This is a genomic window from Bacillus aerius (assembly GCF_029894105.1).
Classification (GTDB): Bacteria; Bacillota; Bacilli; order Bacillales; family Bacillaceae; genus Bacillus; species Bacillus altitudinis.
Window position 1 is genome coordinate 2699611 of sequence record NZ_JARYHO010000001.1, and the last position, 17764, is coordinate 2717374.

Annotated in this window: 19 protein-coding genes; 5 read left to right on the forward strand and 14 right to left on the reverse strand. The window is 42.9% G+C overall.

All coding sequences use genetic code 11. The features are described 5' to 3' along the window. Positions 1-180 precede the first annotated feature (180 nt). The 4 genes from ytpR to M2353_RS13900 are packed head-to-tail and all read right to left on the reverse strand — an operon-like array spanning position 181 to position 2969. Positions 181-786, reverse strand: a complete 606-nt coding sequence (ytpR, locus tag M2353_RS13885) for a YtpR family tRNA-binding protein (protein ID WP_007501813.1) — start codon at positions 784-786, stop codon at positions 181-183. Positions 787-802: 16 nt separating this feature from the next. Continuing rightward, the gene (locus M2353_RS13890; protein ID WP_008343044.1) at positions 803-1615 is read right to left on the reverse strand and encodes a DUF1444 domain-containing protein; all 813 of its coding nucleotides are present in this window, start codon (positions 1613-1615) and stop codon (positions 803-805) included. A gap of 18 nt (positions 1616-1633) precedes the next feature. Beyond that, positions 1634-1954 carry a thioredoxin family protein gene (locus M2353_RS13895; RefSeq protein ID WP_003217665.1) on the reverse strand — a complete coding sequence of 107 codons (321 nt, stop codon included), beginning with the start codon at positions 1952-1954 and terminating at the stop codon, positions 1634-1636. Beyond that, entirely contained in the window at positions 1941-2969 is a 1029-nt protein-coding gene (locus M2353_RS13900) for a PTS sugar transporter subunit IIC (RefSeq protein ID WP_019743715.1), read from the reverse strand. The genes M2353_RS13895 and M2353_RS13900 overlap by 14 nt, the downstream gene beginning before the upstream one ends. 196 nt (positions 2970-3165) lie before the next feature. Between M2353_RS13900 and M2353_RS13905 the strand changes: the two genes are divergently transcribed. Next, entirely contained in the window at positions 3166-3612 is a 447-nt protein-coding gene (locus M2353_RS13905) for a YtoQ family protein (protein ID WP_007501817.1), read from the forward strand. 207 nt (positions 3613-3819) lie between these two features. On the opposite strand, the gene M2353_RS13910 is transcribed toward M2353_RS13905, so the two are convergent. After that, positions 3820-4893 (reverse strand): M42 family metallopeptidase, encoded by a 1074-nt coding sequence (locus tag M2353_RS13910; RefSeq protein WP_017358321.1) that lies wholly within the window; start codon positions 4891-4893, stop codon positions 3820-3822. Between the two features lie 199 nt (positions 4894-5092). Here M2353_RS13910 and M2353_RS13915 point away from each other — a divergent pair, with 199 nt between their 5' ends. Further along, positions 5093-5407 (forward strand): PepSY domain-containing protein, encoded by a 315-nt coding sequence (locus M2353_RS13915; RefSeq protein WP_003217759.1) that lies wholly within the window; start codon positions 5093-5095, stop codon positions 5405-5407. A 40-nt stretch (positions 5408-5447) separates the two neighbouring features. Here M2353_RS13915 and M2353_RS13920 read toward each other — a convergent pair whose 3' ends face one another. From M2353_RS13920 to trmB, 3 genes are all read right to left on the reverse strand, one after another. Next, entirely contained in the window at positions 5448-7145 is a 1698-nt protein-coding gene (locus M2353_RS13920) for an NAD-dependent malic enzyme (RefSeq protein ID WP_008343042.1), read from the reverse strand. A gap of 73 nt (positions 7146-7218) precedes the next feature. Beyond that, positions 7219-8067: a YtnP family quorum-quenching lactonase gene (locus tag M2353_RS13925; RefSeq protein WP_284725595.1), complete on the reverse strand. Its 849-nt coding sequence runs from the start codon at positions 8065-8067 to the stop codon at positions 7219-7221. A gap of 116 nt (positions 8068-8183) precedes the next feature. Further along, on the reverse strand, positions 8184-8825 hold the full coding sequence (gene trmB, locus M2353_RS13930; RefSeq protein WP_284725596.1) for a tRNA (guanosine(46)-N7)-methyltransferase TrmB: 642 nt from the start codon (positions 8823-8825) through the stop codon (positions 8184-8186). Positions 8826-9014: 189 nt separating this feature from the next. Between trmB and M2353_RS13935 the strand changes: the two genes are divergently transcribed. Beyond that, positions 9015-9290 (forward strand): YtzH-like family protein, encoded by a 276-nt coding sequence (locus M2353_RS13935; RefSeq protein ID WP_024719286.1) that lies wholly within the window; start codon positions 9015-9017, stop codon positions 9288-9290. Here the strand turns inward: M2353_RS13935 and M2353_RS13940 are convergent. The 4 genes from M2353_RS13940 to thpR form a co-directional block, all read right to left on the reverse strand. Further along, positions 9287-10087 carry a phosphotransferase family protein gene (locus M2353_RS13940; protein WP_205627782.1) on the reverse strand — a complete coding sequence of 267 codons (801 nt, stop codon included), beginning with the start codon at positions 10085-10087 and terminating at the stop codon, positions 9287-9289. The genes M2353_RS13935 and M2353_RS13940 overlap by 4 nt on opposite strands. Before the next feature lie 284 nt (positions 10088-10371). Further along, positions 10372-11301: a YegS/Rv2252/BmrU family lipid kinase gene (locus M2353_RS13945; protein WP_284725597.1), complete on the reverse strand. Its 930-nt coding sequence runs from the start codon at positions 11299-11301 to the stop codon at positions 10372-10374. A gap of 47 nt (positions 11302-11348) precedes the next feature. Then, positions 11349-12284: a hypothetical protein gene (locus M2353_RS13950; RefSeq protein ID WP_008343036.1), complete on the reverse strand. Its 936-nt coding sequence runs from the start codon at positions 12282-12284 to the stop codon at positions 11349-11351. 25 nt (positions 12285-12309) lie between these two features. Further along, positions 12310-12885 carry an RNA 2',3'-cyclic phosphodiesterase gene (gene thpR, locus M2353_RS13955; protein WP_284725598.1) on the reverse strand — a complete coding sequence of 192 codons (576 nt, stop codon included), beginning with the start codon at positions 12883-12885 and terminating at the stop codon, positions 12310-12312. A 69-nt stretch (positions 12886-12954) separates the two neighbouring features. Between thpR and cysK the strand changes: the two genes are divergently transcribed. Beyond that, a complete protein-coding gene (gene cysK, locus M2353_RS13960; RefSeq protein WP_411238087.1) occupies positions 12955-13884 on the forward strand; it encodes a cysteine synthase A in 930 nt (309 codons plus the stop codon). A 210-nt stretch (positions 13885-14094) separates the two neighbouring features. Here cysK and M2353_RS13965 read toward each other — a convergent pair whose 3' ends face one another. Together M2353_RS13965 and pepV are read right to left on the reverse strand one after the other, a co-directional pair. After that, complete coding sequence (locus tag M2353_RS13965) at positions 14095-14712, reverse strand: Type 1 glutamine amidotransferase-like domain-containing protein (protein WP_284725599.1); 618 nt, start codon at positions 14710-14712, stop codon at positions 14095-14097. Between the two features lie 27 nt (positions 14713-14739). Continuing rightward, positions 14740-16140, reverse strand: coding sequence for a dipeptidase PepV (pepV, locus tag M2353_RS13970; protein ID WP_217967901.1), 1401 nt, complete (start codon positions 16138-16140; stop codon positions 14740-14742). A 94-nt stretch (positions 16141-16234) separates the two neighbouring features. Here pepV and M2353_RS13975 point away from each other — a divergent pair, with 94 nt between their 5' ends. Further along, positions 16235-17533, forward strand: a complete 1299-nt coding sequence (locus M2353_RS13975; RefSeq protein ID WP_017358329.1) for an NCS2 family permease — start codon at positions 16235-16237, stop codon at positions 17531-17533. Positions 17534-17764: the final 231 nt, after the last annotated feature.

Here is a 17764-nt window from a genome sequence, read left to right on the forward strand (position 1 = left end):
CTCCCCTTACGTTTTCTTGGGCGATTTTTAGTATACCATTGCTTTTTCATGCAGAAAAGCGAGAAAAGTGCTACGCTTTGCTGTTCATGCTGTCTGTAGATGAAAAAAAGTCACTAAGTACGTACTTAGTGACTTTTGGTATAACACATTCTTCGCTCATTTGTACCCGTTTATGGGAGGTTACGCTTCAAATGGTTCGCCAGCTTGGCGGCTTCCTTCTAGAACAAGGATTCCTTTTTCAGCAGGCGCATTCGGAAGATCTAATTCTTTTGCAGAACAAATCATTCCGCTTGAAGGAACACCTCTTAGTTCAGCATCTTTGATCACCAAACCGCTCGGCATCACAGCACCGACCTTTGCAACCACAACATATTGACCTTGATCAACGTTTGGTGCACCGCACACGATTTGTAAGGTTTCATCGCCAACATCTACTTGGCAAATGTTCAGTTTATCTGCATTCGGATGTTTTTCTTTTTCCTTCACATAACCGACCACAAACTTAGGTGATAGATCCACTGTTAATGTTTCACTGACACCGTTGCGGTTTAAAATTTCATTGATATCTTGAACAAGCGTTTCAGAAAGCGGTACAGATCCGTTTTCTTCAATTTTCATGTAAGTAGATGCATTGAAAATATTAAAACCTGTTGTTTCTTTTGTGTCTTGATTGAAGATTCTTACGACATCTCCAAACGTTTCATGACCTACTTCTTCTCTTGTTACATCTTTCAATGAAATAAGGAGTGTGTCGCCGACACCTTCTGCATTATAAAAAACGTTCATTCTTCAAAATTCCCTTCTACTGCTGTTTTGGTCTGCTTTTTGCAAGAATAAAGATCGGTTCAAGCTTGCCTTCGTCATATAAAAATGACAAGGCCGTAATCGGAACCGTGCCGCTGGCGAAGAAGCTCATCGACATTTGCCCTAAAATATCATAGCCTGATTCATTGCGTACATCTGCAATGATGAACACATCTTGATGGGGAACGGAAATGGCCATTTGCCCCTCTACTTTTTGCGCGTATTCTTGTAAAATCGATTCATTTAAAATTCTGCTTGCATCGTACCCGTCGTTTGCACGGAAGAAATAAAAACGGTTGCCCGCCACTTCATCCATTTTCACCACAGTCTTTAGTGAACGGACGTTAAAACTTGCGGTTTCTCTGATTCGTTCTTTTGTCCAGTTTTCCTTTTGCAGCATCTTCTCGTCAATTAATCTGTAGGTGCTTCCAAGGTCAAGTGCATAGTAGATTCTTGTCTCTGCTGTATGCTCATCAAAAACGAGCGGAATCTCATCACTTGATGTTTCTGGAAAGGACGTTGAACGAATGACCGGATAAATGTGCTTCTCTTTGCCTGAGATGTGCTGCGCTTCACCTTTCATTGCGCTGAGCGCCTCTTTCACATAATAAACGATCTCATCCAGTGTTTCATCAGGCTTTACTTCCCACTTTGCAATAATCGGCGGGAGCTCAAGCGTGATGCCCTTTCCTGTATGTTTATCTTCCACACGAAGCGTATCTTTTTCCCTGTCGAACTGGTGGGTCCAGCTGTCGTTCGTCAGACGGCTTTTCAATTGATTGGCAAGCTGTCTTGATGTCATTTTCGCCATGATAAGACTCTCCTTTCGTTATTTAGAAAGAGAATCTGTTAAAAATGCTTCAATCTCTTCCTTTGTCTTACGATCTTTGCTGACAAAACGGTTGATCTCTTGTCCGTTTTTAAAGACTAAAAAGCTTGGAATTCCGTAAATTTCCCACTCTGCACAAGTGTCGATGAACTGATCTCTATCCACATAGAAGTATTCAAATTCTGGGTAGTTTGCTTCTAGCTCTGGCAAAAACGGCTCAATAAATGTGCAGTCCGGGCACCAGTCAGCTGAAAATAGTAATACAGTTAAGTCTTCTTGAATCACTTTTTGTAATTCTTCGTTTGATTCAATTTTTTTCATGTTTGATTCCTCCAGTTTGTATACTTAAATCTCCGAATTGTATATAGCCTTTCTTTCTCATCCATTCTGATACTACCAAACTAATCACTGCCGGGCCAACGATATGCAAGAGAGCAATTGCAAGGAAAACAGATGGATGAAATCCCATGACTGTGAGTGTCATGAGCTGGCCGACAAGACCGCTCGTTCCCATACCCGCTCCTGCCGCATTATTGACCATCCCAAAGCCAATGATACCAATTGGCGCAAGAATCAGTCCTGCAATCGTCGGCGGAATGAGAATGAGCGGATTTTTCACAATGTTCGGCAGCTGTAGTTTTGATGTTCCAATGCCTACCGCAGCAAGACCGCCAAAACGATTTTCTCTAAATCCTGCAGCAGCAAAGCCGACCATCTGCGCGCAGCAGCCAATCGTTGCCGCACCAGCAGCAAGACCGCTTAAATCAAGCATCAGCGCAAGCGCAGCACTTGAAATCGGTGAGCTAAGAGCAAGTCCAACAATGGTTGCAACCAGCATGCCCATGATGAGTGGACTTTGGTCAGTCCCCCATACGATCAGCCTGCCGAGCCCTGTCATCACCGCTTGAATCCCAGGGCCGATGAAAGCAGCAGTGAGAAAACCTGTGATAATGGTCACAAGCGGCGTTAAAATAATATCAATTCTTGTCTCACCACTGATCAGTTTGCCTAATTCCACACCAATGAGAGCAGCCACGAAGCTTCCAGCAGGTCCCCCAAGCTCTGCTCCAGCAGCACCTGAAACAACACTTGCGAAAATAATTAAAGGAGAAGCGTTTAAGCGATAAGCAACCGCTACGCCAATTGCTGGTCCCATCAGCCCCATTGCGAGCGTTCCCATTTCCACGATGAGAGGAAATGATAACAGACCGCCTGCTGTTTTTAAAATCAGCCCTACCACTAATGTAGCAAATAGACCTAAAGCCATATAAGAGAGTGCATCAATAAAATACACCTTTGGCGAAAGGGAAATACCCTTTCTTTTTAAATAAGTCATCAACGTCGTCTTCCTGCTTTCTCATAGGAAAGACGAAGAGGCCTGTCCTTCCATATGTAGTCTTCTTACGATGAAAAATAGTCTCTACCATGAATATCATAATCATATTTTTTTTGCTTTATCAAGCACTTCTTGTGTAACATGAAAAGAAACAGGGCAAACCTTTACTAAGTTTGTGCACAAGGAGGAGATTGTTATGCAATTAACGGTTTATTTAGCTGGAGAAATTCATAGCCAGTGGCGTGATGAAATTAAGGAAAAAAGCCAGTCTTTGAAACTGCCAGTGACGTTTGTTGGTCCAATGGAGAATCATGACCGATCAGATAACATCGGAGAAGATATTTTAGGCGGGCAGCCAAATGCCATCTTGAAAGACGATGCGGCTTCTGATTTGAACAATTTCCGCACCGAACTCTTATTAAATAAGGCAGACGTTGTCATCGCCCGCTTTGGTGAGAAATATAAACAGTGGAACACGGCAATGGATGCTTCTTCTGCCATCGCCAAAGGAAAACCCCTTATTTTGATTCGTCCTAAAGAATTACATCATCCACTAAAGGAACTATCAAACAAAGCAAATATCACTGTCGAAACAGTGAATCAAGCAATTAAGGCGTTGTCATACGTGTTTGAACAAGAATAAGAAAAAGGGCTAAAATGAACTTGATTTTAGCCCTTTTTCTTCTTTTCAGCGTGATAGAAAACCTTTGCAGCCCTAGGAAGGTCGAGTACCGGTGCGGAGCGAATTTGACATTCGTGAGCACCCGCACGCAGGACTGACAAAGAATGCGAGGATTTGTCTACACGCTGAAGGCTGTGCTCTTAAAAGAGGCAGCCTTTTTCTTATCGTTTACACTTGTTGATAAATCGAATCCACCGTGCTTTGATCACAATTTTTAACAAGACGAACAATTAATTCTTTTGCCGCTGCATAATCATCCACATGCAAGACAGAGTGACTTGTATGAATGTAACGCGCACATACACCAATAACAGCAGACGGTACACCTTGATTTGAGATATGGACACGTCCAGCATCCGTACCGCCTGGCGATACGAAATATTGATATGGAATATTGTTTGTTTCGGCTGTATCGAGAACAAATTCTCTCATGCCTCGATGCGTAATCATCGTGCGATCATAAATACGAAGAAGTGCACCTTTTCCAAGCTGGCCAAATTGTGATTTGTCTCCCGTCACATCATTTGCGGGACTCGCATCTAGAGCAAAGAACAGATCAGGCTGAATCATATTCGCAGCTACCTCAGCCCCTCTGAGCCCTACTTCCTCTTGTACGGTGGCGCCTGAATATAGCTGACATGAAAGAGCTTCGTCTTTTAATTCTTTCAATAATTCAATGGCAAGTCCGCACCCATAGCGGTTATCCCAAGCTTTGGCTAAAATCTTTTTCGGATTGGCCATTGGGGTAAAGACCGTTGCAGGAACGATTTGCTGCCCTGGGCGAACACCAAGCTCTTTCGCTTCTTCTTCACTGTCTGCACCAATATCAATCAGCATATCTGACGGTTTTACTGGTTTGCTTTTTTGTTCTGGTGTCAGAAGGTGAGGAGGTGTGCTCGATACAACGCCCGGAATTGGCCCGTGATCCGTATGAACATCCACACGCTGCGCAAGCATCACTTGACTCCACCAGCCGCCAAGTGTTTGAAAACGAATCATTCCGTTTTTCGTAATGGATGACACCATAAAGCCGACTTCATCCATATGACCAGCCACCATAATCTTCGGCGCGTTCTCTGGGCCTTTACGGACACCAAACACTCCGCCAAGACGATCCTGTATGAGTTCATCGGAATATTTCTCAAGTTCCTTTTTCATAAAAGCACGCACATGGTGCTCATTACCTGGAGTTCCTTGTAGTTCTGTTAAATTTCGGAAAAGCGACATTGTTTCTTCGTTCATTTGACAGTTACCCTCATTTCTATGTAATGACCATATAAATTCCTATAAAAATAACACTCACTTTATACTATAAGAATTCTTTCGGTTTTCCAAGTATCTCTCCAGAAATTTTGAATATGCTTTCAAGTATTCGGATTTCTTAACATCGCTGGACGAGTTTTGTATAATGGAAAAAACAGCAATACGGAGGTGCAGCACGTTGAAGTTAAAACATGTTCTGATTGGTGCGAGTATTGGCGTAGCCGCTGCAATTGTTGCAAAGAAAGTCTTTTTCCCGACGTATATCTCGTCTGAAAAAGCGTTAAAAATTGTGAAATCCGCTTTTAAACAGCGCGGTCCGATTGATGGCTCTTGGATTTATACTGTACCAGAACCGTATACCGTAAATGGTGAAACGATTGATGTGTACAAATCTGGCATTACACGCTCCGCCTTTGGCGAGCTGGAACAGTATGAAGTCATGATTGATGCAAAAACAGGCATGATCGTTGATGTCATTGATTCTGTTGCTTAATAAGAAAGCTTCGCAAAGACAAGTCCTTGCGAAGCTTTTTTTAGATGGCTTTGATTTTTTTGTATACAGGGTGCCACATGGCGTCTTGCACAGCCTGAATGAGGTCATCAGGGGTTTCTTCCGCAATTCCTTCGTCAATCGCTGCTTGTGCCACACGGACAGCCACTGTCGCTGAAACCGTTCTGAGCTGATCAACACTTGGAAGCATCGCAGCACCCGGTTTTCCGACATTGACCATGCTCGCAATCGCTTCAGCACTCGCAACAAACATGCTGTCTGTCATGAGACGGGCTTTACACACAATCGTTCCAAGACCAAGCCCTGGAAACACAAGAGCATTATTTGCCTGCCCAATTTCATATGTCACACCGCCATATTCAACTGGATCAAACGGGCTTCCCGTTGTGACAAGCGCACGTCCTTCTGTCCACTCAATGAGATCTTCCGGCTTTGCCTCTGAAAGAGGTGTCGGGTTTGACATCGGTAAAATCGCTGGCCGCTCTACATGTGACGCCATTTCTTTCACTATTTCCTCTGTAAATGCCCCACCTACAGTTGAGGTACCAATTAAGATCGTAGGTTTCGCCTGCTTCACGACCTCTAACAAATCAATTGAATGCTTTGGACCATTACGTGCATAATCCTTCACTTCATCAGAACGTCTTGCATACGGCTTTTGGAATGGCTGAATGTCGGGTGAATCATCTGTGAGCAATCCCGTTTTATCAATACACCAGAAATGATCATATGATTCCTCTTCTTTGACACCATCTCGCACGATGGCATCACGAATTTGCTCGGCTATACCAATCCCTGCTGTACCTGCTCCAAAGATCACGATTCGGTGATCTTTCAGCGGAACCTTCGATGCTTTTGCACAAGCCAGAACCGCAGCAAGTGAAACGGCTCCAGTTCCTTGAATATCATCATTAAACGTACAAATACGGTCCTTATATTTTTCCAAAATGGCGCGCGCATTTTTTGTACCGAAGTCTTCCCAGTGAAGAAGTGCATTTGGAAAAGTCGCACGGGCAAGCTCAACATATTGATCAATAAACTGATCATAGCGCTCTCCTCGAACGCGGGAGTGCTGATTTCCCACATAAAGCGGATCATTTAAAAGGCTTTCCTGGTTGGTCCCAGCATCAAGTACCACTGCCAGCACACGACTAGGATCAATACCTGCTGCGGCTGTATAAACAGCCAGCTTCCCGACTGAAATGGCGATTCCGCCTACACCCCAGTCACCGATGCCTAAAATTCCTTCTGCATCTGTTGCGACAATGAGATCAATTGATTCATCCACTCCGTAAGATGCAAAAATTTCTTCCATTCCTTCTAGGTCATCAATGGATAAATAAATTCCTCTTGGCTTTCTATACTCGTGGCTGTAACGCTGAATCGCTGTTCCTACGGTCGGTGTGTAAACGATCGGCAGCATTTCTGCCAAATGCTCATTTAATAATTTATAAAAGAGCACTTCATTTCTGTCATGAAGCGCAGTTAAATACACATTTTTCCCAAGTGCGTCTGGCTGTGCTTTGAACTGTTCATATGCACGCTTTGCTTGATCTTCTAGTGTTAACACCTTCGGCGGCAGAAATCCCTTTAACCCAAGCTCTTCCCGCTCTTCCTTTGTAAATGCGACCCCTTTGTTTAAATAAGGGACAGACATGACTTCCATCCCTCTTAACGGTGTCTCGATGACATCACCATGTACACGATAAAATTGATTCACCTGCACTCTTCCTTTCACAAGTTCATTTTGTCGTTATTTTGTGTGAAAGGTGAAAAAACATACAGATGATCTTTTATCTTCCGGTTTCTCTTTTGACCTCATGGGTCATTGCCCCGTCTTCATCCCACTTTACAGCACGGTAGATGGCATCATGATAAAACAAGTACCATGCATTGTTTTCTTCGGCAAATGCCTGCCATTTTTGCTTCGCCGGGATCGAGGTCATTGGATAATCATCGTATGCCAAGACCCAAAGCGGATTTTTATGAGCGTGTGTCGGCATGATATCCGCTAAATGAATAGCTGTTTCTCCCTGACTTGTGAGCGTTAAGATGATATGCCCATTGCTATGTCCACCTGTATGATGCAGGCGAATGCCTTCTGTTACTTCGATGCTATCTTCAAATGTCATGACTTGATCGGCAACAGGCTCCCAGTTTTCTTTCCAATATGTATTTCTTGAGCGGATGTTCGGCGCTCTCATTTCGTCCCATTCAATTTTGGACGTGATGATTTTTGCCTGCTGAAAAACAGACACGAGCTCATCGCCTTCACGTTTTGTCAGCCCGCTTGCATGATCAAAATGCAAATGAGTCATTAAGACGTAATCTATATCAGATGGGCGCAAACCGAGAGCCGCAAGTGATTCTTCTATTTTCGTTTCCTCTGTGACGCCATAATTGCGTTTTTGTTTCTCTGTCAGCTTCCCTGACCCGATGCCGGAATCTACTAACAGATGAAGACCGTTCCACCGTATGAGCATTGGATCACACCGTAATTCAATTTGATTTCGATCATTCACAGGGTATTTTTTTGACCATAATGACTTTGGCACCACGCCAAACATGGCACCGCCATCCATGTGTGTATCTCCCCCATTTAACCAGAACAGTTCCATTTCACCTATTTTCATTGTCTCCATTGCTGTCATCCCTCCTTTTTCTATCGTAGCAAATACAAAGGAAAATCGCATGTGCTAATCTTTTTATCAAAAAAAGCTGACCGCAATCGTTCGTTGCAGCCAGCTTTGTTCGCTTGTTAATCAGGGAATTTCACTTCTGATCGATAGATCGGTTGTCCCATGGAAGAGAATTTCTCTTCATATTCTGTCATGACATTTCCTTCGAGACCATCCTCATGTAAATCAAGGCTCACATATGTTAAAAGGAGTCCGTAAGACGAAAAGCTTTTCAAGGAATATTCAAATAGTCCGCGGTTATCGGTTTTGAAATGTAATTCACCGCCTGGACGGAGGATCTGTTCATATCGCTTTAAAAAGGCTTTAAACGTCAACCTACGTTTTTCATGCCTTGATTTTGGCCACGGATCAGAGAAGTTCAAATACACCCGGTCAATCTCATTTTCCGCAAAGACATCTGTCAGTGTCTCTGCGTTGATGTTTAGAAGCTTTACGTTTTCTACATCTGTTTCTTTGATTTTATCGACTGCCGTCACAATGACACTTTTAAATAATTCAATGCCGATATAGTTCAACTCAGGATGAAGCTTGCCCATTCCGGCAATAAAGCTCCCTTTTCCTGTACCGACTTCGATATGGATTGGATGATCATTTCCAAACAGCTCATGCCATTTCCCTTTGTATTGTTCAGGGTTGGCTAAAGCAATATGAGCATTTTCAGCTAAGTAATCATCCGCCCATGGTTTATGTCGCATTCTCAATTTGATACACCTCTATTTTCTTTACATTTTATCAAGATACCATGAAACATAAAGAGCCGCAAGACAGCAACTTATCCGCACATATGAAAAAGACCAGCTGCTATTTGGGCTGGTCTGCTTCATGTATAAAATCAAAGCTGAATGCACAGTTTAACCACATAAATGACACGCCCTGAAAGGAGCATACGTATGGGATTAAACCGCCAACATCAGCTTCAATTAATCAAAGATATTTTAACTGATCACCAGCTGGATTGCTGCGGGACTGTTGCAGAATATGAACAGGTGGGACGAGTGATTCAATTAATGCTGGCAAAAGAAGATTTGGATGCTGACGTTCGTCAGCTACTAACCGATATTTATGATTACAGCCAAAAAGGCACTTCTGTCAGTTCAATTGATGCACATATCGAAGCGCATCAATCGCATCTATCTGACTGGGTCGAGAACATTCCACTGTCTTAATGGATGTTTAACCGTTTTAAGAGTGCATGTAGCTCGGCTTGCACTTCTTTTTGCGCCTTTTCATTTCCTTTTCTTTTATGCCAAACGACAAACGATACGGTTTCAGCCAGCACATACCATGCCATGCGTTTTCGCAAGTTGTCAGTCAGCGGAGCACCATACATAGAGAGCCAGCTTTCCCAGTTCTCTTCTTCAACATAATGGTATAAGAGCGGTCCAAGATCAATCGCTGGATCTGCAATCATTGCCCCATCCCAATCAATTAAAAAGAGCTGATTTTCATCTGTCAGCAGCCAATTATTATGGTTGAGGTCACAATGGCATACGACCTTATCCTCGAAATGAACTGCCTCCACATGTTTCTCTAAATACTGGATAGCACGCGTGATATCATGTGAGTCAATCTGCTCTTTTAAGATCGATGCCTTGAGATGCATCAAGATCGATGCCGGGTCAAGCGAGTGCTTTTCTAATCGTTTCAGCATATCGAGCAGCTCTTTTGATGTATGAATTTTTCTTAGCTGCTCCGCTACAGGACGGTCATTCATGTCCTTTGGCTTCAGCTCTCTGCCGCTCAGCCAGTGCTGCGCAGTAATGACATCCCCATTTTCCATCCGTTTTGTCCAGACAAGCTTCGGCACAATGCCTTCAGCTGACAAAACCGCAAGAAACGGTGACGTATTGCGTTTTAAAAATAGCTTTTGGTCATTGTGTGTTGCGAAGTACGCATCTCCCGTAGCGCCTCCAGCAGGAGAGATGTGCCATTCGCTACCTAATATTTGTCCCAACCAGTTCATATCAATTTTCAACCCATCATTTCTTAAAATATTTTAAATCATGCTTTTTTAGTCGACAAAATTCAGCCGATTGAGATCAATTGGCTGTTTATTTTTTATTTATATGATCATAAAAACAAAAAGGACAGCTATTGAGAATGAGATGCTAAACAATAGCCGTCCTATAGATTTTATCGCTACCTTCTTATACTCGTCAAGCAAAACTAGAAAATCAGGACAAGAACCTTATGAAAAAGGAAGTCTTTTTTCATGTTTCTTGTGCTCGTGCGCACACTGGCTGCTTCTTAGCCACGTAATTTTAACGATCGATCACTAGCCTTAACAAACACTGGAGTGGCGCCAATCACTTCTCCATCGGCGTGAAATAAGATTTTTTCATCTGCCTCCAAGTAGGCTTCTTCATACTGAAAAAGGGTGACTCCCTCCATTACAAGGTGCTTTTTAAAAACCATTGCACTTAAAAATAAGAGGACTTTCAATGGATTCAAATCCGTGACAACGAGCGTTTGAAATCCTGATTGCCTCGCACTCGCTTCGGGCGCTGCTTCCAGCCCGCCCCCATAATAAGGGTGATTACATACGATCACAAACCACACTTGGCGAAATACTTTTCTCTCATTTTCAATAAAAAGAGCAAGGTCAAACGGTTTGAATGACCATAACGAATGTAGAAAAGACAGCGGGTAGATGATAAACCCGAGTTTGAGTCGGTTGAGCCACTTTTTCCCTCTAAAATGTACCGTTCTCTTCAAAACATGCGCATCAAACCCAACACCAATATGATTGAGAAAAAGAACAGATTGCGGACTTTCTGCATGATCTTGAAAGGAACCGAGAGAAAATGTTTTCGTCAGCATCCTCTTTTGTTTTCTCACTTCTTTGATCACATCATGACGCTGGATGCCCAGCCCCTTCGCAGCATCATTCCAATGACCTGCTGGGACAAAGCTTAGCTGCACATGATCGATTTCTTTTAAACCATTTAGCACTTCATGAATTGTGCCGTCACCGCCAATGACGATCAACCGTTTCAATCTGTCGTCTTGCATAGCGCTAATCTGTCTCGCCAAAACTTCGGCATGTCCTTCATGCTGGGTAAGAAACGATCTGTATGAGATCTCTACCTTTTGTAATTCTTTCTCTATGCTTCTCCAAGTGCGGAGTCCTTTTCCTTGTCCTGCTGCTGGATTGACGATAAAGTACCATTCATTCATATATTAGCTCCACTCAGGTCTCATTTTTTGGTGACCTTGATATGCCTTTAATCAAGCCATTCCTGCCTTCTTTTGCTGTCTGATTCACCATAAGCGAGCAATGCCTTTGTCGCCTTAAATTGCTGGTGCTTTGTCGGCGCGGTGTTTTTCCGCTGCTTTTCAAACCAATCCTCCGCTTTCTTCTTATCGACAACCTCCATCCCGAATGGAACTTCGGGCAAATCAATATACGAGGTGCGGCTGATGAGGATTTTTTTCACAGGAAGCTCCACACCACTTTGCTGTAAAATTTTTGACACAACAGTTCCAGAGCGAAGAAGGCTTGCGCAAGGGTTCAAGACGGATTGAACAGCTTTTCCAGTCGCCCGCTTTTCCCAAAAACGTTCCTTCGATCCAATATATACGCTGTCTGGCTCTGCTTCTAAGAAAGATAAACAGATGACTTCAAGCGGCGTAATGAGCACTGGACACAATTCCATCTCAGCTTTTTGAATGAGCAGCACCGGCTTGTACATCACAAAATAAGAATCTGGCAGCTGCCTTGCAAGCATCCGCAGCTTTTCATCATATCGAATGTGGTGAGAGACAGTTGAAATATGAGAGATCGTCGAGCTGGCCCATTTTAATTGAACATCGTAAAGATGATCCTTAAAAAAGTGAATCAGCTTCGTTTCATCGGTAGGAACGTTTGTAAAAACACCTTGTTCTATATCTGTTGGCTCGTTAAAAAGACTCAGGTCCCGTTCCTTTTTCATATCGGCTTCTTTTTGCTTTCTTTTTAAGGAGAATTTCTTTCTCTTTTCTTCCTCTTGCTCAGGTGCTTGCTCGGTGGCTTGGTCAGCCTGCTTTTGCACCTGCTCTTTTGAAGCCTTTTTTAACTCGTCCCATCTTTGTTTTTTCAACCGAATAAACTGATTGATGTAATGATGCGGGTCTTGTTCATATCGTGATATATAATCTTGGATTTTAATAATTTGCGCCATCTGCTGCTCACTCCAACCTCTAGAATCATTTATGTAGTGTAAATTGTTTGATCGCGTGATAACGCGGGGTTTCTTTTAGACGGATTTCAAATAAAGCGATACTAGAAACCTCCATCGAATATGGTTCTTTCCGTAAGGGTGCTTGTTCTATATAGGACTGTTCCCTATTCCATTTGTGCGCAATCGTCATATGTGGATGAAAGGGTCTCTTTTCGACAGGATGACCTGCTGTCAAAACGGCTGTTTTTACCTTTTCTCTTAGATCCATCAAAGGCTTACTTTCACTAGGCTTTGCAAAAAAGACTCTCGGCCGCTCCTTTTGACCAAATATTCCTACTTCATTCAGCTTCAACGGGAAAACAGACACCTCATGAGACAGCTGTGCAAGTAGCTCAGATATCTTATTTAAACGGTCCTCTGGAATCGCGCCTAAAAACACAAGGGTGACATGATAATCAGTGGGTTCTGTCCATTTTTGAAAGGAAAGTCCGCTCCTCTTGTCTATATCCGCTTTCATTTGATACGCGAGTTGTTCAGGGATTGGAATCCCGATAAAATAATGACGGCTTTCGGCCATATTTTCACCTGTCCTTTTTAACAAACTTTACGAATCCCCATTGATGATAGTATAACTAAAGTAATGCGGAATGAGAAGAAAGGGTGTCACATGATGAAGGTTGCACAAAATATAGCTGAATTAATAGGTCATACACCACTTGTAAAATTACAGCGCCTTCAGCCAGAACATGGCGCTGCTGTTTATTTAAAACTGGAATCATTTAATCCTAGCGGAAGTGTAAAAGATCGGGCTGCTTACAATATGATCCTTGAGGCAGAAAAACAAGGAAAGCTCACAAAAGGGGCAACAATTATTGAACCAACGAGCGGGAATACAGGAATTGGCTTAGCGATGAACGCTGCTGCAAGAGGCTACAAAGCCATTCTGATCATGCCTGATTCGATGACCCAAGAAAGAATCAATATTTTAAAGGCATACGGCGCACAGGTCGTCTTAACCCCAGGGGAGGAAAAAATGCCAGGCTGTATTCGCAAGGCAGAAGAATTAGCTGCTCAAATTCCTAACAGCTTTATTCCCATGCAATTTGACAACGGTGCGAACCCCGATGCTCATAGAGGGACAACGGCTGTAGAAATTATCGATGCAGTGCAACAGATCGGGCAGCCCCTTGCCGCTTTTGTCGCAACTGCTGGAACGGGCGGAACCATTACAGGCACTGGAGAGGAACTCAAAAAAGCATTCCCGGAATTGACGATACATGTGGCAGAGCCAAAGGGGTCTCCTGTTTTATCAGGCGGGAAACCTGGCAAACATAAGCTTGTTGGCACAAGTCCAGGATTTATCCCACATATTTTAAACGAACAGGTGTATGATGAGATTGTGCAAGTGAGTGATGAAGATGCTTACGACATCACACGAAAGCTCGCCCGTCTTGAAGGTATTTTAGTCGGTCCATCATCTGGTGCGGCATGCTATGCAGCGATTGAAGCGGCCAAGCAAATGCCAAAGGATCACATTGTCATTTGTATGACAGCAGACACGGGTGAACGTTATTTATCAAGTGATGTGTTTCAAGATTAAAAAAGGAACAGGGCATATGCTCCTGTTCCTTTCAGATTGTTGACAAAGGGCTAAAATGAACTTGATTTTAGCCCTTTGTCATCTTTTCAAAAACCTTTGCAGCCCTAGGAAGGACGAGTACTGGCGCGGAGCGAATTTGACATTCGTGAGCACCAGAGCGCAGGACTGACACCGAATGCGAGGGTTTGTCTACACGCTGAAAGGAACAACTCAGACCGTCTTGACCTCAGTCTGTTCGCCTGTCACAAGTAAAACTTGTTCATCAGTGAGCGGGCATAAAGAGAGCGTATTTTGATCTTTCTCTATGATATGCTGCGCGGCTTCACCTAAATAAGGATTGTTTATATGCGGTACCGGATAGCTGCTGGTCTCATTGAATCCTTCAAAGGAAGATAACTCTAGCGCTTTCTCCTGATCATCCATCAGTGAGATGTATTCAATGCTTGGCGCCATGATAATACTCCCCGCGGATTCTCCGATATACAGCTTGCCTTTGCCGATCTCTTCTTTCAATACACGATCGAGCCCGTGCTTTCTTAATTCTTGCAGCAAATAAAAGGTATTGCCGCCAGATACATACATGACATCATTCTTTCCAATGATCTGTGTGATCTCCTGAACCGTTTGTCCGGGCAGCTGAACAGTCTCTACACGCATTTCTAATTGATGAAAGGCTTCTTTTGCTGCATCGACATAGTGCGTGACTTCTTCCACTTCACTGGCTGCCGGAATGAATGTCACACTTTTTCCTTTTAAGGTGTCGCCTGCAAAGTCAGACAAGAGAGAATAGCTGTCTTTGAATGAAGAGCATAAGAACATTTTTTTCACGGTGAAACCCCTCTTCTCTTTCCTTTTTTATTTCGCCAATTCATACATGGCTTGTGCATATAGCGCAGTTGCTCGTAGTAAATCATCGATTTCGATATATTCATCCTTTTGATGTGCACAATCAGGTCTTCCTGGGAATAGAGGGCCAAAGGCAACGCCTGCTTCTAATGACCTTGCATACGTTCCTCCCCCAATCGCAATAAGATGGGCAGGATCTCCTGTTTGTTCTTCGTAGACACGCTGTAATGTTTTCACAAGTGGATGGTCTTTTGAGACGTGATGAGGAGGACTGTCATCAAATTTCTCAATCGCTGCCCCTTTTATTCGTTCAATCCCTTTTTTGACTTCCTCACCGTCCGCTGTTACAGGATAGCGGACATTCAGCCCAAGCTTCGCTTCTTCGTTTTGCGAATAGCGGATTGTGCCAACATTCAAGGTCAAGTCACCACTAATATCATCTTTACAAGCGATGCCGAGTTTTTGTCCTCTTGTGTCTTGATCAAATAAAGCATTTATTTGTGATGTAAAAGCGAGCCCTCTTTCATCTAATTCATGCGCACATAAGAAATTCGCCATATGAATGCCCGCATTTGTGCCATTCGCCGGCTCCATTGCATGAACTGATACACCTTTTAATGTGAATGTCAGTCCATCTGCTGTATGGTTTGTCTCACCGGTTAACTGATTTTCCGCAAGATAGGCTGCAAAAGCCGTTTTTAATGCTTCAGCATCGTGATCATTTGCTGCTGCCACAATCGCGCGAGCCTCATCTGGGACCATATTGAGACGCATGCCTGATGTGAATTGCTTAAGGATGTAACGCTTGTTTTCTTCTGATTGTTCGTATGTAAAGGATACGATGGCATCTATGATCCCTTTTTCAGCATGAATAATTGGAAAATCAGCATCTGGCGCAAAGCCAATTTGCGGCATCGCCTCATGCTTGAAATAGTGATCCACGCATCTCCAATCGCTTTCTTCATCTGTACCAATGATGATTCGAATCTTTTTCGACAGCGGCAGACCGGCATCTTTTAACATTTTCAATGCGTAAAACGCCGCCATGGTCGGCCCTTTATCATCAATGGCTCCTCTTGCAAAGATTTTATTTTCTCTTATGTCCGCTGAAAATGGCGGGGTTGTCCAGTCGTCTCCCGCAGGCACGACATCCACATGGCATAGCACACCGACGATATCTTCGCCTTCTCCATATTCAATATGACCAGCATAACCATCAACATTTTTCACTTTGAAGCCCTCGTCCTGCCCTTTTTTGAGCATATACTGAAGAGCCTCATCCACTTTTTCACCAAACGGTTTTCCTGCTATGCCGCCTTCTTCATCCAAGACACTTTCAATTTGTAAAAAAGATTGTGTATCCTGAATCAAATTGTCTTTTTTTCGTATGACTTCTGCTTCCCAATTCATTTTTCCATTCCTCCTTGAAAAAAGGTTGCAATCCGCCCTTAAAACGAATATTATATTAAGTGTTTTGTAATAATGTTCGTAAATGGAGGATTTTATGTTTCAGTTAAAAGAGAACCAAACCAATATAAAGAAAGAATTACTCGCTGGTATGACGACATTCTTTACGATGGTATATATTGTAGCCGTCAATCCAGGAATCCTTTCAGATGCAGGCATTCCTTTTGACCAAGTCTTTACTGCAACCATTATCGCTGCTGTTGTCGGTACACTCTGGATGGCACTCTTTGCAAACTATCCGATTGCGATTGCACCAGGTATGGGGCTGAATGTCTATTTCACCGTCACTGTTGTCGGTGGTGGGGGTCTCAGCTATCAAACAGCATTTAGTGCGGTATTTGTTGCTGGAATACTCTTTATCATTTTATCGTTAACATCCCTTAGAAAACAACTCATTGAGGCGATTCCAGATAATTTAAAGTACGGGATTACAGCAGGTATCGGACTATTTATTGCATTCATTGGGCTAAGACAGTCTGGAATCATCACTGCTGATCCACAAAATCTTGTGAAGCTTGGCAATTTAAGCTCACCTGTTGTCATTTTGACACTCGTTGGTTTAATGATTTCTGTCATATTAATGGTTCTTCAAGTGAATGGAGCGCTGTTTATCGGCATGTTAGCAACCACGTTAATTGCACTTGCAACAGGTCAGCTTCATTTTCCTAAAGTGTTAGTGGATACCCCAGCACTGCCTGAAGGAATGCTGATAACAAATCCATTCGCTGCGTTTGGCGATGTATTTTCCCATCACTTGTATGCTGTTGTCTTCTCCTTTTTACTTGTGACGATTTTTGATACAACAGGAACAATGATCGGGGTTGCGGAACAAGCAGGTTTAATGAAAAATGGTCAGCTCCCAAAAGTACGCAGAGCCTTACTTGCTGACTCTGCTGCGACGACAATTGGCTCAATGTTTGGAACAAGCCCAACCACAGCTTACATTGAATCCTCATCAGGAGTGGCTGCTGGCGGAAGAACTGGACTGACCTCTTTAACCGTTGCTGCATTGTTTATTGTGGCCTTGTTTTTTGGTCCACTCGTTCAAGCCATTTCGTCTTTGCCGTCCATCACTTCACCTGTCTTAATCATTGTCGGCTGTTTGATGATGAATTCAGTGTCACGTATTCGCTGGAATGAGCTTGACGAAGCATTTCCTGCTTTTCTTGTGATTCTTTCCATGCCGCTGACATCTAGCATCTCTACAGGAATTTCACTAGGATTTATTTCATATCCACTTGTGAAGCTGGCAAAAGGAAAATGGAAAGAAGTGCATATTCTTGTGCTCATTTTTGCCGTCTTATTTTTCGTGCAGCTCTTTTTCTTAGAAGGATAACCAAAATAAAAAGACACATTTCTCATTTGAATGTGTCTTTTTTGTATAAATGATTTTTTATTTTGTAAATTTTCTGTGTTTATTTTTTGATCTTTCTTAAGTGGTAAACTTCTTTATACGCCTTGTGTTTATTGGGTTGTAACCGGATTCAAATCATGATATATAACATATTTCAATTCATGAAGACAAGTTTAAAAACACGTAAAGTTGACTTTTTGGTGGAACTAGATG